Source organism: Sphingobium sp. FW305-3-2-15-F-TSA7, assembly GCF_058787155.1.
In genome coordinates this window covers 104,588-122,379 of record NZ_JBYSZM010000005.1, presented here as the reverse complement: position 1 = coordinate 122,379, position 17,792 = coordinate 104,588, and the positions used below count along the sequence as shown (strand labels likewise).

General features: G+C 65.4%; 15 protein-coding genes. 5 read left to right on the top strand and 10 right to left on the bottom strand.

Going from position 1 to position 17,792, the window contains the following annotated elements; genetic code table 11:
- Nucleotides 1–81: 81 nt before the first annotated feature.
- Complete coding sequence (locus AC3WN8_RS05170) at nt 82–1,911, bottom strand: DUF885 domain-containing protein (protein ID WP_492668320.1); 1,830 nt, start codon at nt 1,909–1,911, stop codon at nt 82–84.
- Nucleotides 1,912–2,009: 98 nt separating this feature from the next.
- Between AC3WN8_RS05170 and AC3WN8_RS05165 the strand changes: the two genes are divergently transcribed.
- Nucleotides 2,010–3,044 (top strand): quinone-dependent dihydroorotate dehydrogenase, encoded by a 1,035-nt coding sequence (locus AC3WN8_RS05165; RefSeq protein ID WP_492668319.1) that lies wholly within the window; start codon nt 2,010–2,012, stop codon nt 3,042–3,044.
- An 88-nt stretch (nt 3,045–3,132) separates the two neighbouring features.
- Nucleotides 3,133–4,926, top strand: coding sequence for an AMP-dependent synthetase/ligase (locus AC3WN8_RS05160; protein WP_492668318.1), 1,794 nt, complete (start codon nt 3,133–3,135; stop codon nt 4,924–4,926).
- 59 nt (nt 4,927–4,985) lie between these two features.
- Here the strand turns inward: AC3WN8_RS05160 and AC3WN8_RS05155 are convergent, their stop codons facing one another.
- The 9 genes from AC3WN8_RS05155 to AC3WN8_RS05115 all read right to left on the bottom strand — a co-directional run bounded on the left by AC3WN8_RS05155 (nt 4,986) and on the right by AC3WN8_RS05115 (nt 11,893).
- The gene (locus AC3WN8_RS05155; protein WP_492668317.1) at nt 4,986–5,402 is read right to left on the bottom strand and encodes a hypothetical protein; all 417 of its coding nucleotides are present in this window, start codon (nt 5,400–5,402) and stop codon (nt 4,986–4,988) included.
- Nucleotides 5,403–5,451: 49 nt separating this feature from the next.
- Nucleotides 5,452–6,180, bottom strand: coding sequence for a hydroxyacylglutathione hydrolase (gloB, locus tag AC3WN8_RS05150; protein ID WP_492668316.1), 729 nt, complete (start codon nt 6,178–6,180; stop codon nt 5,452–5,454).
- A complete protein-coding gene (locus AC3WN8_RS05145) occupies nt 6,174–7,235 on the bottom strand; it encodes an NAD(P)H-dependent flavin oxidoreductase (RefSeq protein ID WP_492668315.1) in 1,062 nt (353 codons plus the stop codon). The genes gloB and AC3WN8_RS05145 overlap by 7 nt, the downstream gene beginning before the upstream one ends.
- Complete coding sequence (locus AC3WN8_RS05140) at nt 7,229–7,642, bottom strand: VOC family protein (RefSeq protein ID WP_492668314.1); 414 nt, start codon at nt 7,640–7,642, stop codon at nt 7,229–7,231. The genes AC3WN8_RS05145 and AC3WN8_RS05140 overlap by 7 nt, the downstream gene beginning before the upstream one ends.
- Before the next feature lie 86 nt (nt 7,643–7,728).
- A complete protein-coding gene (locus AC3WN8_RS05135; protein ID WP_492668313.1) occupies nt 7,729–8,484 on the bottom strand; it encodes a tetratricopeptide repeat protein in 756 nt (251 codons plus the stop codon).
- Nucleotides 8,481–9,221 carry an alpha/beta fold hydrolase gene (locus AC3WN8_RS05130; protein WP_492668312.1) on the bottom strand — a complete coding sequence of 247 codons (741 nt, stop codon included), beginning with the start codon at nt 9,219–9,221 and terminating at the stop codon, nt 8,481–8,483. The genes AC3WN8_RS05135 and AC3WN8_RS05130 overlap by 4 nt, the downstream gene beginning before the upstream one ends.
- A 55-nt stretch (nt 9,222–9,276) precedes the next feature.
- Nucleotides 9,277–10,350, bottom strand: coding sequence for a M48 family metallopeptidase (locus tag AC3WN8_RS05125; RefSeq protein WP_492668311.1), 1,074 nt, complete (start codon nt 10,348–10,350; stop codon nt 9,277–9,279).
- 1 nt (nt 10,351) lies between these two features.
- Nucleotides 10,352–11,560 carry a YjgN family protein gene (locus AC3WN8_RS05120; RefSeq protein ID WP_492668310.1) on the bottom strand — a complete coding sequence of 403 codons (1,209 nt, stop codon included), beginning with the start codon at nt 11,558–11,560 and terminating at the stop codon, nt 10,352–10,354.
- A 78-nt stretch (nt 11,561–11,638) separates the two neighbouring features.
- Nucleotides 11,639–11,893: a DUF6356 family protein gene (locus AC3WN8_RS05115; RefSeq protein WP_492668309.1), complete on the bottom strand. Its 255-nt coding sequence runs from the start codon at nt 11,891–11,893 to the stop codon at nt 11,639–11,641.
- Between the two features lie 144 nt (nt 11,894–12,037).
- Here AC3WN8_RS05115 and thrS point away from each other — a divergent pair, with 144 nt between their 5' ends.
- The 3 genes from thrS (at nt 12,038) to AC3WN8_RS05100 (ending at nt 17,729) form a co-directional block, all read left to right on the top strand.
- Nucleotides 12,038–14,038, top strand: a complete 2,001-nt coding sequence (gene thrS / locus AC3WN8_RS05110; RefSeq protein ID WP_492668308.1) for a threonine--tRNA ligase — start codon at nt 12,038–12,040, stop codon at nt 14,036–14,038.
- Nucleotides 14,039–14,208: 170 nt separating this feature from the next.
- Nucleotides 14,209–14,748 (top strand): translation initiation factor IF-3, encoded by a 540-nt coding sequence (gene infC / locus AC3WN8_RS05105; protein ID WP_492668307.1) that lies wholly within the window; start codon nt 14,209–14,211, stop codon nt 14,746–14,748.
- A 266-nt stretch (nt 14,749–15,014) separates the two neighbouring features.
- On the top strand, nt 15,015–17,729 hold the full coding sequence (locus AC3WN8_RS05100) for a TonB-dependent receptor (RefSeq protein WP_492668306.1): 2,715 nt from the start codon (nt 15,015–15,017) through the stop codon (nt 17,727–17,729).
- Nucleotides 17,730–17,792 lie beyond the last annotated feature (63 nt).

The following is a 17,792-nucleotide window of genomic DNA, read 5'->3' as shown; positions in this document are numbered from 1 at the left end:
GTATAGGCGATCCTACACTTTCGGTATTGTACGGAATCGACAGATGCGGCGGAAATACACGTCTTGCCGCGTCCGCACCGATCAGGATTTGTTGGCGGCGATCCAGGCGGTCACCTGCTGCTCCAAAATGTCGAGCGGCACGGGCCCGCTCTTCAGCACGACATCGTGGAAACCGCGCACGTCGAACCGGCTGCCAAGCGCCGTCTGCGCCTGATCGCGCAGCTCGCTGATCTTGAGCCTGCCGACCAGATAGGCGGTCGCCTGTCCCGGGAAGACGACATAACGCTCGATCGCCTTGACGATGCCGCCCGGCGCGTCGGCGGAATTGTCCTCGACATATTTGATCGCCTGTTCGCGCGACCATTTCTTGTGGTGGAGGCCCGAATCGACGACCAGCCGGATCGCACGATGCAGTTCGAGCTGAAGCCGGCCGAAATCGCGATAGGGATCGGTGTAGAGGCCCATGTCCTTGGCGAGCTTCTCGGCATAAAGCCCCCAGCCCTCCGAATAGGCGGTGACCCCGCCAAACTGACGGAAGGGCGGCACATCCTTGAGCTCGGTCTGGATGGTGCGCTGAAGGTGATGGCCGGGAATGCCCTCATGGTAGAACAGCGCCTCCACCTCGGTCAGCGGCATGTCCGCCATGTCGTAGAGGTTGGCATAATAGGTGCCCGGGCGCGATCCGTCGGGGGCGGGCGACTGGTAGAAGGCCTTGCCCGCCGATTTCTCGCGGAACGCCTCGACGCGCTTCACCACCATCGGCGCCTGGGGCAGCACGCCGAACCATTCGGGAAGCTTCGCCGTCACCCATTTCTTCGCCTTCTCGGTCTCGGCGAGATAGAGTGCGCGACCCTCGTCGGTATTGGGCGCGTAGAAGCGCGGATCCTCGCGCATGAACTTGAAAAAGGCCTGGAGATCGCCCTTGAAGCCGGTCTTGGCCATGATGGCGCGCATCTCGCCATGGATGCGCGCGACATTGTCGAGGCCGATCTGGTGGATCTGGTCGGGGGTGAGCGAGGTCGTGGTATAGTTTGACAGTCGCTCGGCATAATAAGACGCGCCGTCCTTGAAGCGCCAGATGCCGTCATCGGTCGGTGCGCTCGCCTGCTGGCGTTCCATCTCGGCGATCAGCCGGTCATAAGCGGGCTTGACCGATGTCTGCAACGCGTCGGCGCCGGCCGCGAGCAGGGCATCCTTTTCGGTCTGGGGCAGGTCGATCCGTGCGAGCTTCGCCTTGAGATCGGCATAGAGCGGCGCCTCGGTCGCGATCCGGGTGAAGGGAAAGCCCGTGATCATGTTGCGCGCGTCGGAGATCACATAGGGATAGACCCATTTGGGCGGCGCATAGCCGGCGGCGGCGCGCGTCCGCGATTCGGCGATGCGCTGATCGATCGCGGTGCCCAGCGCGATCAGGCGGCTGACATAGGCCTGGGCATGCGCCTTGGTATCGATGCGGTGCATGTTGATCAGGAAAGCCGGCAACTGGCTCTGCGCGCCGTTCATCTGATCGAAGACGTACGCATGATCGCGAAAGCGCCAGCCATTGGTGCGGCGCTCGATCTGCTTCTCGAACAGCCGGAAGGACAGTTGGTTCTCCGCCGACAGCGTCCTGGGGTCGAAGCGCGCGCGCATCGTCTTCAATGCGGCCTGGTCGGCCGCATAGGCGTGCTCCTCGGCAGCGGGAGTCATGTCGTCGAGCCTGGCGTAATCGGCGTCGCGAATGCCCCGCATCGTCTTGGTCATCGGCGATCGCGCGAGCTGATCGGCGTCATATTGCCTGAAGAATTCCATCAGCGCCGCATCCTGCCGGCTGGTCGAAGCGGCGGCGGGCGCCTGCGCAAGAACGGGCTGGGCCGGCAATGCGGCAGCCAGGGCAAGCGCGGACATCGCGCTGCACGAAAGGCGGATCATCGAAATCTCTCCTGAACCAGATCTGCAAAGGGTTAGAGCAGGTCTCGCGGCGAAAGCGAAGCTTTGACCCGGTGGCGGCACGCTGGCATAGGCGCGCCATGGGGCTCTATTCGATCGTCCGTCCGATGGTCTTCGCGCTCGACGCAGAGCGCGCCCATGGACTGACTCTTGCGGCATTGAAGCTGAAACCCACCGCGCCGCCGCCATCGCCCGATCCGGTGCTGGCGACGCGAATCGCGGGGATAGACTTTCCCAATCCGATCGGGCTTGCCGCCGGCTTCGACAAGAATGGCGAAGTGCCCGACGCGATGCTGGGGCTGGGCTTCGGCTTTGTCGAGATCGGCACGATCACGCCCCTGCCCCAGGCCGGCAATCCCCAGCCACGGCTGTTCCGCCTCGCCGAGGACGAGGCGGTGATCAATCGCATGGGCTTCAACAATGGCGGGCAGATCGCTGCGCTCGAACGCCTGAGCGGCCGGGCGGGACGCGGCGGGATCGTCGGCGTCAATATCGGCGCCAACAAGGACAGCACCGATCGCATCGCCGACTATGTCCATGGCGTGCGCATGATGACGCCGGTCGCCGATTATCTGACGGTCAACATCTCCTCTCCCAACACGCCGGGGCTGCGTGCCTTGCAGGATGCCGGCGCGCTGACCGCTTTGCTCGATGCGGTGATGGGCATGCGCGGCATGGACGGGCCGCCCTTGTTCCTCAAGGTCGCGCCCGATCTTGAGACCGCCGATATCGACGATATCGCACGCATCGCGATCGATGCGCGGATCGAGGGGCTGATCGTTTCGAATACCACCATCGCCCGCCCGCCGCTCAGAAGCCGGCATGGCGGCGAGACCGGCGGGCTCTCGGGCGCGCCGCTCAGGGACGTGGCGCTCCAGCGCATCCGCGATTTCCGCACCGCGACGGGTGGTGCGCTGCCGCTGATCGGCGCGGGCGGAATCGCGAGCGGCGAAGACGCCTATCGGCGCATCCTGGCGGGCGCGAGCCTGGTCCAGCTCTATTCGGCTTTGGTCTATCGCGGACCAGGGCTGGCGCGGCAGATCGCGCGCGAACTCAAGGCGTTGCTGGAACGCGACGGCTTCACCAAGGTGATCGAGGCCGTCGGCGAGTCCTGAGTCCATCGACGCTTGCCGCTGCGGCAAACCGCTCTACTATCGAGGCCGATTCAAGCGACACGGGGGCACCGTGCCTTGTGGAGAGGCCATGCGCGAACTCGAATATTTTCCCAATCTCGTCACCATGTTCTTCACCCGTGCCGCGGAGAAGGGCGACGCGCCGTTCCTGTGGCATAAGGAAGGCGGCCGCTGGGTTTCGCAGAGCTGGCGCGAGGTGGCGGAACAGGTCGCAGCACTCGCGGCCGGGCTGAAGCGGATCGGCATGAAGCCCGGCGAGCATGTCATGCTCGTTTCGGAGAATCGGCCCGAATGGTGCATCGCCGATATGGCGATCATGGCGGCGGGCTGCGTGACCGTGCCGACCTACATCACCAACACCGAACGCGACCATCACCACATTCTCGAGGACAGCGAGGCGCGGGCGGTGATCGTCTCCTCCGACAAGCTTGCCCGCGTCGTCATGCCCTCGGTGATCCGATCGTCGCGGGTGCGCGCGGTGATCGGCATCGAGAAGATGCGGATCGGCCAGACCGGCGACACTGGCTTCTACGACTGGCGCGCGCTGATCGACGGCGAGACGCCCGATGTCGCGGGGATCGCCCGCGCGTCCGAAGGCGTGACGCGCGACGACCTTGCCTGCATCATCTACACCAGCGGCACAGGGGGCAGCCCGCGTGGCGTGATGCAGCATCATGGCGCGATCCTCCACAATGTCGCCGGCTGCACGACCGTGATCTCGGAGGATTTCGGCTGGAACGACGAGGTGTTCCTGTCCTTCCTGCCGCTGTCCCATGCCTATGAACACACCGGCGGCCAGCATTTTCCCGTCGGGCTGGGTGCGCAGATCTATTATTCCGAAGGGCTCGACAAGCTGGCCGCCAATATCGAGGAGGTGCGCCCGACGATCATGGTCGTCGTGCCGCGGCTGTTCGAAGTGCTGCGCCAGCGCATGGTGAAGACCATCGAGAAGCAGGGCGCGCTGCCCCAGGCGCTGCTCAAGCGCGCGCTCGGTATCGGCGCCAAGGAACTGAGGGGCGGGTTGCCCTTCTGGGACAAGCCGATGGACCTGATCCTCAACCGGACGCTGCGCCCCAAGATCCAGGCGCGCTTCGGCGGGCGGATGAAGGCGCTGGTGTCCGGCGGCGCGCCGCTCAATCCCGATATCGGCGTCTTTTTCCATTCGCTCGGCCTCACCCTGTTGCAGGGCTATGGCCAGACCGAAGCCGCGCCCGTCATCTCGTGCAACCGCCCCAAGGCCGGCATCAAGATGGACACGGTCGGCCCGCCGCTGCCCAATACCGAAGTCGCGATCGCCGAGGATGGCGAGATACTGGTGCGCGGCGAGCTGGTGATGAAGGGATATTGGCGCAACAAGCCCGAGACCGATCGCGCGCTGGTCGATGGCTGGCTCCACACCGGCGATATCGGCCATATCGACGACAAGGGCCGGATCGTCATCACCGACCGCAAGAAGGACCTGATCGTCCTCGACAAGGGCGACAATGTCTCTCCGCAGAAAGTGGAGGGCATATTGACGCTGCAGCCCGAGATCGCCCAGGCGATGGTCGCGGGGGATCGCCGCCCCTATCTGGTCGGATTGATCGTGCCCGACGCAGAATGGGCACGCGAATTCGCGAAAGTGCACGGATTGCCGAGCGATATCGCGCTGCTGCGCGAGCATGAGCCGTTCCGCGCGGCGGTCTCCGCCGCGGTCGATCGGGTCAATCGCGACCTGTCGACGACCGAAAAGGTCCGCCGCTTCGTCTTCGCCGACGAGCCCTTCGCCATCGAGAACAAGCAGATGACGCCGTCGCTCAAGATCCGCCGCCATGTGCTGCGCGAGGTCTATGGTCCCCGGATGGATGCGCTCTACAAGGGGTGAGTGCGGGGGTTGAGTGCGGCGCGCGCTCCCTCGCCACGGCCTTTCAGGCCGGTGCGCCCTTATTCGGATCGGTACGGCGTGAAATCGCCGAGCGCGCAACTGCCGACATCGAAACCGGCGGTCAGATCGACCACGCGCACGATATCGCCACGGCACAATTGGTTGCTCGGCGTGCGGGTGACGAGCGTACGGCCGGCGCCGCTTGCCGGACAGCCGCCGGCAGGATCGTTGCGATAGATCAGCCTGGAATTGACGCCGTAGATCAGCGTCCGGTCGCCGATCGTCTTGGTCGAGCGGATATCGCGCAGATTGACGCAGCTCACGGGCTTGCCCGGCGTCTTGCCCTTGAGCGCGTCGGCCAGTTCGGCCTCGGCATTGGCGTGGCGCCGGGCGGCTGCGGCTTCCTCCGACGGCGAAGGCGCGCCGGCGCACCCGCCAAGCACGGCCAGAACGGCGAACGGGATCAGAATACGCATCGCAATCTCCATCATGCGGTCTCGTATCCCCCGCATCCTTATACGCTTTTCAGCCGCGGAACGCATCCTTTTCGGCACGGCGGCGGGCAAGCTCGGCGACGTCGGCGGCGCGCATGAACGGATTGGTGGCGCGTTCGAGCGCGATGGTGGTGGGAATGGTGGGCTCGCCCGCTGCGCGCGCCGCGTCGACCGCTGCCATGCGCGCGATCAGCGCCGCATTGCCGGGCTCGGCGACCAGCGCATAGCGGCCGTTCGACTGGGTATATTCATGGGCGCAATAGACACGGGTCTCATCGGGCAATGTCTCAAGCCGGCGCATATTGCCGAACATCTGCTCGGCGGTTCCCTCGAACAACCGCCCACAGCCCATCGCGAACAAGGTGTCGCCGACAAAGGCGGCCGACTCGCCGGCGACATGATAGGCGATATGGCCGGCGGTGTGCGCGGGCACCTCGATCACCTGAGCGGTGACGGCGCCGAGCGAAACCCGATCCCCCTCACCCACCAGCCGGTCGAGCGTCGGGATGCGTTCCGCTTCGGCGGCAGGGCCGGTGATGGTGCAGCCGGTGGCCGCCTTGATCTCGGCGTTGCCGCCTGTGTGATCGGGGTGCCAATGGGTGTTCCAGATCTGCGTGATCCGCCAGCCGCGCTGCTCCGCCGCGTCGAGCACGGGCTGGGCGACTGCGGGATCGACCACCATCGTCTCGCCTGAAACGGGTTCATGGACCAGCCAGACATAATTGTCGCTGAGCACCGGAATGCGGACGATCTCTAACATGGGGGGCCTCCCGTGATGCACGCATGCGCCGCGTCGGACAGTCGGCGCGTCAACGCTTCGGCGGATTCGGGACAGCCCAGCCGTGCCGACTGTCCACTCCAGATCGTCGAGAAGTCGGTACGACCCTTTGCCTCGGCCGCCGCGCGCAGCGCGGCAAGTGCTGCCGAGGCGTGGGGAAAGGGTGGCGCCGCGGGATTTGTCGGCCCCAGCTCCTCCACCAGACGGTTGGGCAGGCCGCGTGCGAGCCCGCCCGAAATCAAATTGGTGAAACGCGTCGCTTCGGCGGCCTCGTCCAGCAGCAAGGCACGATGCGCCGGCGAAGCGAGGCTTTCAGGACAGTGAAGATAGGCCGTGCCGAGCTGCACCGCGCTCGCGCCGAGCGCGAAGGCCGCGGCGATCCCGCGGGCATCGCCGATGCCGCCGGCCGCGACGACGGGCAGGTCGACGGCGTCGGCGATCTGCGGCAGCAACGCGAACAGCCCCATTTCGGTGCCGGGCGCCGCCGGCAGGAAGCGTGCGGTGTGGCCGCCGGCTTCGAAACCCTGGGCGATCACCGCATCGACGCCGCGCGCCGCGAGCCAGCGCGCCTCGGCGACATTGGTGGCCGAGGACAGGATATGGGCCCCGGTCGCCGCGACCCGATCGAGCAGATCTTCGGCGGGCAGGCCGAAATGGAAGCTGACGATCTCGGGCCGGATCGTCTCGACCGCGTCGCACATCGCATCGTCGAACGGTCTGCGCAGCGGCGGCGGCACTTCGGGCGGGCCGACCCCATATTCGGCATAATAGGGCGCGAGCAGGGTGCGCCACGCCGCGTCGTCGCCCGCCGGCTCGAGACGGTGACAGAAGAAATTGAGATTGAGCGGCCCGTCCGCCGCGGCGCGGACGGCGGCGGCCTGCTCGATTGCCTGCGCCGGCGAAAGCAGCGCGCAGGGCAGCGATCCGATCGCGCCGCCCCGGATCGCCGCGGCGGCAAGTGCGACGCCGCCCGCACCCGCCATCGGCGCCTGGACGATCGGGTGCGTGCGCAGCGAAGCCGCGATCGCGGTTACCATTGTCCCGTGTTCGGCATCGACGCCCAGGGTTCGGCGGGCGCGAGATGGCCGTCCTGAAGCAGCTCGATCGAGATGCCGTCGGGGGTGCGGACAAAGGCCATATGGCCGTCGCGCGGCGGGCGATTGATCGTGACGCCGGCATCCATCAGCCGCTGGCACGTCGCATAGATATCGTCGACACGATATGCGAGATGGCCGAAATTGCGGCCGCCCTCATAGGGTTGCGGATCCCAATTATGGGTAAGCTCGACCTGCGCGTCCTCGTCGCCGGGTGCGGCCATGAAGATCAGCGTGAAACGGCCCTGCTCGCTGTCCATCCGCCCGACTTCCCGGAGGCCCAGCAGTTCGAAGAAGCGGATGGTCTCGACCGGATCGGTGACGCGGATCATGGTGTGGAGATATTTCACGAATGCCTGCCCTCATTGCCGCCCGGTCGCGGCCGGACCCTGGCGATATAGGCGATCGCACGACGCTTTGCAGCCTTGCGGACAGGTTATTGCGGCGGCGCTTTCTCCATGTCCGCCTTCAACGCGACAAGTGCCGCCGCGGCCGCCTTGCCGGCATCGCTGTCGGGCTGGTTCTTCACCGCACCTTCCCATGCGACCTTCGCCGCTTCGGGCGCCCCCGACAGGATCGCGACATTGCCGGCCTCCAGCGCCACCGAGGCGTCGTCGGGCGACAGCTTGGCGGCTTCGGCAATGTCGGTCTGTGCCCGCGCAAGGTCGTTCGTCCGCCGCGCCAGCGTCGCCGAGAGCAACCAGGCGAGCGGATCCTTCGGCGCCAGCTTCAGCGCAGCGTCCAGGTCGGTGCGCGCGCCGGCATTGTCGCCAAGCGCGACGCGGGCGCGGGCGCGATCGAGATGGACCTCGCCCAGCCGCTCGCCCGAAAGCGTGCCGTGCGCGAACGCCGCATCGAAGGCGGATCGCGCCAGATCGGGCTGCTTCGCCGCCAGCCGCGCATTGCCGGCCTGCACCCACAAATTGGCGGCACGGCTGTCGCGCGCGACTTCGGCTTCGCGCGCCGCCTGCTCGAATGCGACGGCGGCGGGAACGAAGCGCTGCTGCGCCGCATAAGCGAGGGCGAGGCAATGACGCGCCGGCACGCCGCCGCCGCTGATCCGCCATTGATCGGCCGTCGCGATCGCCTTGACCGGATCTTCGCCCACCAGCGCGACACAGGCGTCGAAACGCTGTTCGGCGGCGGTTGGGGCGGCTGCCTGGGAGGCAAGCATCAAAAGGATCGGGATCATCCGGGCTCCGGCAGACTGGCGACGGTTGCGCGCAGCAGGGCGATGTCCTGCGGGCGCGACAGGCGATGGTCGCCGTCCTTGATCAAGGTCACCTGCACATCGGCTGAACGAAGCCGCTCGGCGAGGCGGAGCGAGATGCTCCATGGCACGTCGGGATCGGCCTGGCCGTGGAGCAATCGCACCGGGCAGTCGATCGCGACCGGGCCCTCCAGCAACAGGCTGGCCTGGCCCGACTCCCACAGATCGCGCGTCGTGACATAGGGCGAATCGGCATAGTCGCTCGGTTCCTCGATCCGGCCGCGTTCGACCAGTTCGGCCTTTTGCGCGTCGGTGAAGCCCCATGACGTAAAGTCCGGCGCGGGGGCGATGCCGACCAGTGCTGCGACGCGTTCGGGGCGGGCAAGCGCGACGAGCAGCATCAGCCAGCCGCCCATCGACGATCCGACCAGCTCCAGCGGCCCTTCGGTCAGCGTATCGATCAGATGCAGCACATCGTCGCGCCACGACAGCAAGGTGCCGTCCTCGAACGCGCCCTCGCTGGCGCCGCATCCGGCATAGTCGAGCCGCAGCATCGCCCGGCCGGTTTCCGCCGCCCAGGCATCGAGCGCGAGCGCTTTCGACCCTGCCATGTCGGACATATAGCCGGGCAGGAAAACGATGGTGGGGCCGTGCCCGGCGCGGAGCAGATAAGCGAGGCGGAGCCCGTCGGGCCGGGCAGCGAAGCTGGGAGTGGACATGACAGGCTCCTAACGCAACAGGCGCGATCGTGGCACCCGATTCTCGGTTGAGAGATCAGCCCGGAAACCAGCCCTCTTCGACATTGGGGTCGTTCTTGCAGATATCGGCCAGCGCGCGCCATTGCGTGGCATCGAGCGCGGGGCGGTAGGTTGCGGACTTGACCACGCCCGCCTTGAATTTCCGCTCGCGCGACTGGGAGAGTGGGTGGCTCGACATATAGCCGAGTGCTGCGCCCGCAGGACCCAGCTTCGCTTCGTCATGGGCGAGCCGCGCGAAGAAGCCGGCGGTGGCGGCGGGCGAAACCCCGGCGCGGGTGAGCGCGCCAAGAGCATAGCCATCGGCGCGCGCCTCCGCCTCGCGCGAATAGGTGGCGGACAGCAGCGCATTGAACGTGCCGCCGACATCGCCGCTGAATCCGCCCAGCAGCACGCTCAAACCCATCTGACGCAGCAAAGCGGCCATGACGTCGCGATTGCGGACATGGCCGATTTCGTGCCCGAGGACACCCGCGACTTCGTCGGGCGATTTCGCGTCGGACAGCAGTCCGCGGAAGATCACCACCTTGCCGCCGGGCAGCGCGACGGCATTGACCATCTTGATATTGGCGACGCGGACCTCGATCGGATCTCCGCCACCGTCGAGCCGGCGGGCAAGCGCATCGAGCGCCTGCTGCCCGCCCGGCGCCTTGCAGAAACGCCCGCCGAAATCGCCGACCATCGCGTCGCCCAGTCGCCGTTCCCAGCTCGACGGCACATAGGGCGCGATCCAGCCGGGCGCGGTGACGCCGATAAAGACGACGAAACCCGCAATGATGGCCAGCACCGCCGATGCGCGGACAAGACCGAAACGATCGATCAATCGTCCATAGCGTTCGGGGTGCGGCAGTTTCGCGTCGATATGCGCCGGCACGTCGCCGGTAAAGCCGATCCGCCAGCCGGGATGCGATTTGAGGCCGTAGACGCGTTCGCCCGCCGCACCGGCCTGCGCGACGAGCGCATCCCAGCCGAACGGTCCGGACACGATATCGTCCTCGACGAGGTTGAAGCCTTTCCCGTCGAGCACCAGCACCGGATGGCGGCGGCGTGCGGTGGCGCCGTCATAGTGCCAGACCGTGACGCCGTCGCTCACGTCAGATCGCACCCACATCGAAGGCGTCGAGCAATCCCTCACCCTGGGTCGGCGTGCGGGTGGTCGATTGCGCGAGCGCATCGGCATCGATCTCGCCATAGGCCTGGAGCCAGGTCACGCCGAACCGCCATGTGCGATAACGGATGAACGGGCCGACCAGCGCGAAGGGAATCACCAGCACCACCAGCGTGACGATGAAGCCCAGCCCGTTTTCGGAGAAAGGTGTTTCGCCCGGCTGCAGGTTGGTGAAATTGGCGAACAGGCCGAACGCTGCGAGCGGCACGGCCGCAACCGCGAGCGCCAGCAGCCACAGGCCGAAATTGCCGAGGAACAGCAGAAACCAGTGTTTGGTCCGTGCCGTGAACGCGAATTCGATCGTGCCGAGGCGCAATGCGCCGACCGCCTCGCGCATGAACGCCGCGTAGAAGACCAGCGCGGCCAGCGGTATCAGCACGTAGAAGGCAAGGACGATCGCGAAGGCGGCAACGACGACGCCGGGGCCCGGCGGCTCGCCGCTACCCGCCGAAATCATGATGATCGGGATCATCGCGAAGACCAGCCCGATCCCCATCACCCAGGGCAAGGCCCAGCAGATGAGGTAGCGCAGGAAGAGATTGCCCCAGCGCGCGTCCGATTCGAAGGTTTGCGCGCCGAAGCTCATCGCGTTCCAGCGCTCGTTCCACAGGCTGGCCATCGCCCAGGGCACCATGAGCGCGAGCGCGAGATAGCTGACCACGGTTTTCCAGAGATAGGACCAGCCATAGCGCCAGCCCTGATCGTCGCTGCCACCGCGTATGCCACGCCACCAGCTTCGACTGAGGCGATAGCGGAGCGCCCGGAAGCGGGCGATGCCGAAGAGGTAGAAAAAGAACATGTAGAGCAGGAAGAACAGGATGCCGACCGCCACGACATGCCCGCGCAGGATCATGCCCTGCGCGACGAACTGCAGCACGAACAGCGGCACGAAGACCAGCAGCATGACCAGCACGAAGCCGATCAGCAGTTCCAGCCCGGTGCCGCTCCATTCGAATCGGTCGTCGATGAAGCGCGTGCGGCTCCACAGATAACGGCGTTCGCGCGTCGTTGCCCAGAATCGATAGATGCCGAGCGTGACGATCGTCAGCAGCAGGTTGGTGATCGCGATCGGCGCGAATTCGCGCCAGGATCCATCGAAAGCGAACGCGCTTTCACCAGCAGCTTGATCGTCCATTGCGGCTCCCCCAGTCAGGCCCTGTCGGCAGCAGGCCTCAAATTCGGCGCAACGTCAACGGATTGGGTCGCAAACGGATCAGATTACCCACTCGATCGAGGCCATTTCGATATTGGCCTCGCGCTTGGCGGCGCGTTTTGCGACCATCAGTTCATAGAGCCGCTTCACCGCACCACTGCCCGTGGTCTGGAAGATGCCGGGGACGAGCGCGTGGATGATGCAGGCGATCCCGCCCACCACCATCGCGACGCCGAAGCCGAACGCGGCACGAAAATGTTCGCCATAGCTTTCGCCGAGATCGGCAGGATGGGCGCGAAACAGTTTGTGGAGCACGTCTAACACCTTCATTTGGCCGGCAATGCCCCCATCTATCAGCTTTGCGCCGGTTTCTCCATGCCACCCTTGGCATCGCACGCCGCCAAAGGCATAAGCCGCGCGCGCAATTTCGCGTATCCAAGCAAAGGCAACCCCATTCCCATGTCCGAGATGTTCCAGATCACGCTGCCCGACGGATCCGTCCGAGAGGTTGCGGCGGGGACTACCCCCGCGGACATCGCGGCCGCGATCGGGCCGGGGTTGGCCAAGGCGGCGATCGCCGCGCGCGTCGATGGCGAACTGCGCGACATCATGCGTCCGCTGGAGGGCGATGCGCAATTGGCGCTGGTGACGGCGCGCGACGAAGCCGATGCGCTCGAACTGGCGCGCCATGACTATGCGCATGTGCTGGCCGAAGCGGTGCAGCAGCTGTTCCCCGGCACGCAGATCACTTTCGGCCCGTCGACCGATGACGGCTTTTACTATGACTTCGCGCCCAAGGATCGCCCCTTCACCGACGAGGACCTGCCGGCGATCGAAGCCGCGATGCGCGCGATCATCGCCGCCGACAAGCCGCTGAAGCGCGAGGAATGGAGCCGTGCCGACCTGATCGCGCGCTGGACCGAGCAGGGTGAGACCTTCAAGGCCGAATGGGCGGCGGAACTGCCCGGCGACGAGGCGCTGACGGTCTATTGGTCGGGCGGCGACTGGCTCGACATGTGCCGCGGCCCGCACCTCGCTTCCACCGGCAAGCTCGATCCGCAGGCGTTCAAGCTGACGCGCGTTTCGGGCGCCTATTGGCGCGGCGACCAGAAGAACGCGATGCTGAGCCGCATCTACGGCACCGGCTGGCTCAACAAGAAGCAGCTCGACGCGCATCTGACGCGGCTCGAGGAAGCGGCCAAGCGCGACCATCGCAAGATCGGTCAGGAAATGGACCTGTTCCACCTGCAGAGCGAGGCGCAGGGCTCGGTGTTCTGGCACCCCAGGGGTTTCATCCTCTGGCGCCAGCTCGAGGCCTATATGCGCCGGCGGCTGGATGCGGCCGGCTATGTCGAGGTGAAGACGCCGCAGCTGATGGATGCGCGCCAATGGGAGCGGTCGGGCCATTGGGGCAAGTATCGCGAGAATATGTTCGTCGTACCCGACGAGATTCCGTCGACCGAGGACGACGCGCCGGTGCTGACGGGCAAGGGCGAATTGATGGCGCTCAAGCCGATGAACTGCCCGGCGCATGTGCTGATCTTCAAGCAGGGCATCACCAGCTATCGTGAGCTGCCGATCCGCATGGCCGAGTTCGGCTGCTGCCATCGGAACGAGCCCCACGGCGCGCTGCATGGCATTATGCGCGTGCGGCAGTTCACGCAGGACGACGCGCATATCTTCTGTCGCGAAGACCAGCTGATCGAGGAGATCGTGGCATTCTGCGACCTGCTCGACAGCATCTACGCCGATCTCGGTTTCGAGAAATACGCGATTAAGCTGGCGCTGCGCCCCGAACAGCGTTTCGGCAGTGACGCCGAATGGGATCGGGCCGAACAGATATTGCGCGATGCGGTGGCCGCCGCCGGCCGCGCGACCGAGACCTATGGCTGGGAAGAACTGCCCGGCGAAGGCGCCTTCTATGCGCCCAAGCTCGAATTCCACCTGACCGATGCGATCGGGCGCACCTGGCAGGTCGGCACGATCCAGGCCGATACCGTGCTGCCGGAACGGCTCGACGCGGCTTATGTCGGCGAGGATGGCGAGAAGCATCGTCCCGTGATGCTCCATCGCGCGATCCTCGGCACGTTCGAGCGCTTCATCGGCATATTGATCGAGCATCATGCCGGACGCTTCCCGCTGTGGCTGGCGCCGGTGCAGGCAGTGGCGGCGACGATCGTGTCGGACGCCAACGACTATGCCGAGACGGTCGTGGATGCGTTGCGCGCCGCCGGGCTGCGTGCCGAGACCGACCTGCGCAACGAGAAGATCAACTACAAGGTGCGCGAGCATTCACTCGCCAAGGTTCCGCACCTGCTGGTGATCGGCAAGCGCGAGGCGGAGGAAGGCACCGTCGCTATCCGTACGCTCGGCCAGGAGGGGCAGCGGGTGATGCCGCTGGCCGACGCCATCGCGATGCTGAAGGCCGAATCGACCCCGCCCGATCTGCGGCGCAACTGAGCGGGCCGGCAGGATTCCACCTGCCTCGAAGTCACTCAAGTGACGCCAAATCGCAACGGTGCAGCGGAAATCTGCTTTCCGCGGCACCGTTGCCCTTTTCTCGGGCGCCCTGAATCGCTAAATGGCGCGCTCACGATCCCGATTCAGGAGACACTGCTATACGTCCGCCCATGACCCGGCGCCCCCTCGGCGCCCCGCCGGTGCCTATGAATGGCCCGCGCTACAATGAATTCATCTCGTCGCCCAAGGTCCGCGTGATCGACGAAAACGGCGAGAATCTGGGCGTGATGTATACAAGGGAAGCGATGGAGCAGGCTCAGGAGGCCGGGCTCGATCTGGTCGAGGTCTCTCCAAACGCCGATCCGCCGGTCGCCAAGTTCCTCGACGTCGGCAAGTTCAAATACGAGGCCCAGAAAAAGGCCAACCTCGCCCGCAAGTCGCAGAAGACGCAGGAGATCAAAGAGATCAAGATGCGTCCGAACATCGACGACCATGATTATGACGTGAAGATGAAGAAGATTCACGCCTTCATCGGCGAAGGTGACAAGGTGAAGGTCACGCTGCGTTTCCGCGGTCGTGAGCTCAGCCACGGCCAGCTCGGCATGGCGCTGCTCCAGCGTGTCCAGGAGGACACCGCCGAAGACGCCAAGGTGGAAGCCTATCCGCGCATGGAAGGCCGCCAGATGCTGATGGTGCTCTCTCCCAAATAAACGAGGCGCGCGGGTCGTGATGACCCGCGATCATGCCCTCGAACGGCCAAAAGGCGCGCGGCTTCGGCTTGCGCGCCTTTTTGCCGTTTCTGCCGCACTGCAACGCTTGCCACTTTCCGTAGCGTCAAAAACCACACTGTGGCAAAAAGGCCGCTAACCCTAGCAAATCCGCCGTTCCTTGCGCTCTCCCGGCTGGCGAGCATCGGACGACCGCGTTAGATTCACGGACAAATAGACAAAGAAAACGACAATCGAGAGGAGCCCATATGTCGAAGTCCGTCTGGCTTGTTTCCGTCGCCTGCTTTGCCTTGGCGACGCCCGCCTTCGCCCAGGATGCCGCCCCCGCTCAAGCCGCGGAGGACACGGCGACCAGCGACAACGACATCATCGTGACCGCACAAGGCCGCTCGCAGCAGCTCCAGGACGTGCCGCTCGCCATCTCCGCCGTCTCGGCCGAGACGCTGCAGAATTCGGGCGCCAACGACATCCGCCAGCTCAACCAGCTTGCGCCGTCGCTGCTGGTCTCCTCGACCGGATCGGAAGCGAACGGGTCCGTGCGCGTCCGCGGCGTCGGCACCGTCGGCGACAATCCCGGGCTGGAAAGCTCGGTCGCGGTGTTCATCGACGGCGTCTATCGCTCGCGTTCGGGCATCGGCCTCAACGAACTGGGTGAGATTGAGCGCGTCGAAGTGCTGCGCGGCCCGCAGGGCACGTTGTTCGGCCGCAACGCCTCTGCCGGCCTGCTCAACATCGTCAGCAAGAAACCCGCCTTCGAATTCGGCGCCACCGCCGAAGCCACCTATGGCAATTACGATTATTGGCGGATCGGCGGCGGCGTCACCGGCCCGATCGGCGAGACGCTGGCCGCGCGGCTGGACGGCGTGTGGGTGAAGCGCGACGGATTCTACAAGGATGTCACCAACGGCACCCGCATCAACGACCGCGACCGCTATTTCGTGCGCGGTCAGTTGCTGTTCGAACCGACCAGCGACCTCAGCTTCCGGCTGATCGGCGACTATACCAAACGCGACGAGAGCTGCTGCGCCGCGGTCTATGTGCGCGCGGCGGACAATCCGCTGGTCGGCGGCCTGCTCGACCCCGTCCAGAATCCGATTGTCCGCGTGCTGACCGCCATGGGGCAGAATCCGGCTTCGTTCACGATCGACCCCTATGAGCGCGACGTCTATGTCTCGCCGGGCCGTTCCTATGCCGGCAAGACCAAGGATATGGGCGTTTCGGGCGAGCTCAACTGGAATTTCGGCAATGCCCGGCTGACCTCGATCACCGCCTATCGCGACTATAGCTCCAACCAGGGCTCGGATACCGATTACAGCCAGATCGACATCCTGTTCCGCGCGCCCGGCAAATCGGCCTATCAGCGCGACTTCCAGACTTTCAGCCAGGAACTGCGCCTGCAGGGTACGGCATTCGACGACCGGCTCGACTGGCTGGTCGGCGGCTATTACGCCAATGAGAAGCTGAAGGTGACCGACAATCTGAAGTTCGGCCGCGACTATGGCCGCTTCGCCACCTGCCGCATCGTTTCCGGCAGCACGCTCGCGGCCTTTTTCGATGCGTCGCAAAGCGGCTGTATCAGCCCCGGGGGCCGTGCGGCGCTGATCGCGACCAATGCCTTCGGTGCTGCGACCCCGCTGGTGCTCGGCGCCTTCGACCGGCTGGACGGCATCCGCAGCGTCGGCGACGACAACGCGGTCTATCGCCAGAAGAGCGAGAATTTCGCGGTTTTCACGCACAATATCGTGCACATCACCGACACGATCGATTTCACCGCGGGTCTGCGCTGGACGACGGAAACCAAGAAGTTCCGCGCGAACTTCAACAACAACAACACCGCCTGCCTGGTCCAGAAACAGCAACTCGGCTCGCTGCTCGCGGTGCCGGCGCTCGCGGCCACGGCCGGCGCGATCATCGGCCTGTCATGCCAGGGCAATTCGAGCTCGGAGCTCAACGGCTATAGTCTGTCCGACCGGATGAAGGACGACGAGTTCACCGGCACCGCCGTGCTGTCGTACAAGCCCAATAGCGACATGCTGTTCTACGCCAGCTATTCGAAGGGTTATAAGGCGGGCGGCTTCAACCTCGATCGTTCTGCGTTGACCACATCGACGATCTTCCCCTTTGCGGCGCCGCAATCGGGCTTCAACGTGGCCAATCTGCGTTTCGACGCCGAGAAGGTCGATGCCTATGAAATCGGCACCAAGCTGTCCTTCCGCAACTTCACGTTCAACGTCTCGGCATTCCGCCAGGATTTCTCGAACTTCCAGCTCAACACCTTCAACGGCACCGTCTTCCTGGTGCAGAATATCAACGGCTGTTCGAACCTGGTCGGCGGCAGCGGCGCGGACGAAGACACTTCGCTCGCCACTGGCACCTGCGCGCCGGGCGACGTCACCTATGGCGTGCGTTCGCAGGGCGTGGAGCTCGAAGCGTCGCTGACGCCGACGCCTTATGTCCGCGTGAATGCCGGCCTCACCTGGGCGCGCACCAAATATCGCGGCGACCTGGTCGGACGCGATACCGGCGCGGCGCTCGATCCTGCGCTTCGCGTGCTGCCCGGCAATCTGATGTCCAACGCACCCGAGATCGTGACCACGGGTTCCTTCACCTGGACTCCGCCGATCGGCGGCTCTGGGCTATCGGGCCTGCTCTATGTCGATACGCGCATGACCGGCGACTATAACACCGGATCGGACCTGTTCCCGCAAAAGGCGCAGGATGGCTTCGCGCTGGTCAATGCCCGTGTCGGTCTGCGCGGCCCCGACGAGAAATGGGCGATCGAGCTCTGGGCGCAGAATCTGTTCGACAAGGGCTATACCCAGGTCGGCTTCAACTCGCCCTTCCAGGCGGGCGTGACGAGCGCGCCGTTCGTCGATCCGCAATATCCCGGCGGCCGCCAGATCTTCTCGGCCTATCTCGCCGAACCGCGGACCTATGGCGTCACGGTGCGCGGCAAGTTCTGATTACATTATCTGTGGGGGAGGGGGGCCGTTCCGGGAAGCCGGAGCGGACCTTTTCCTTTTGCC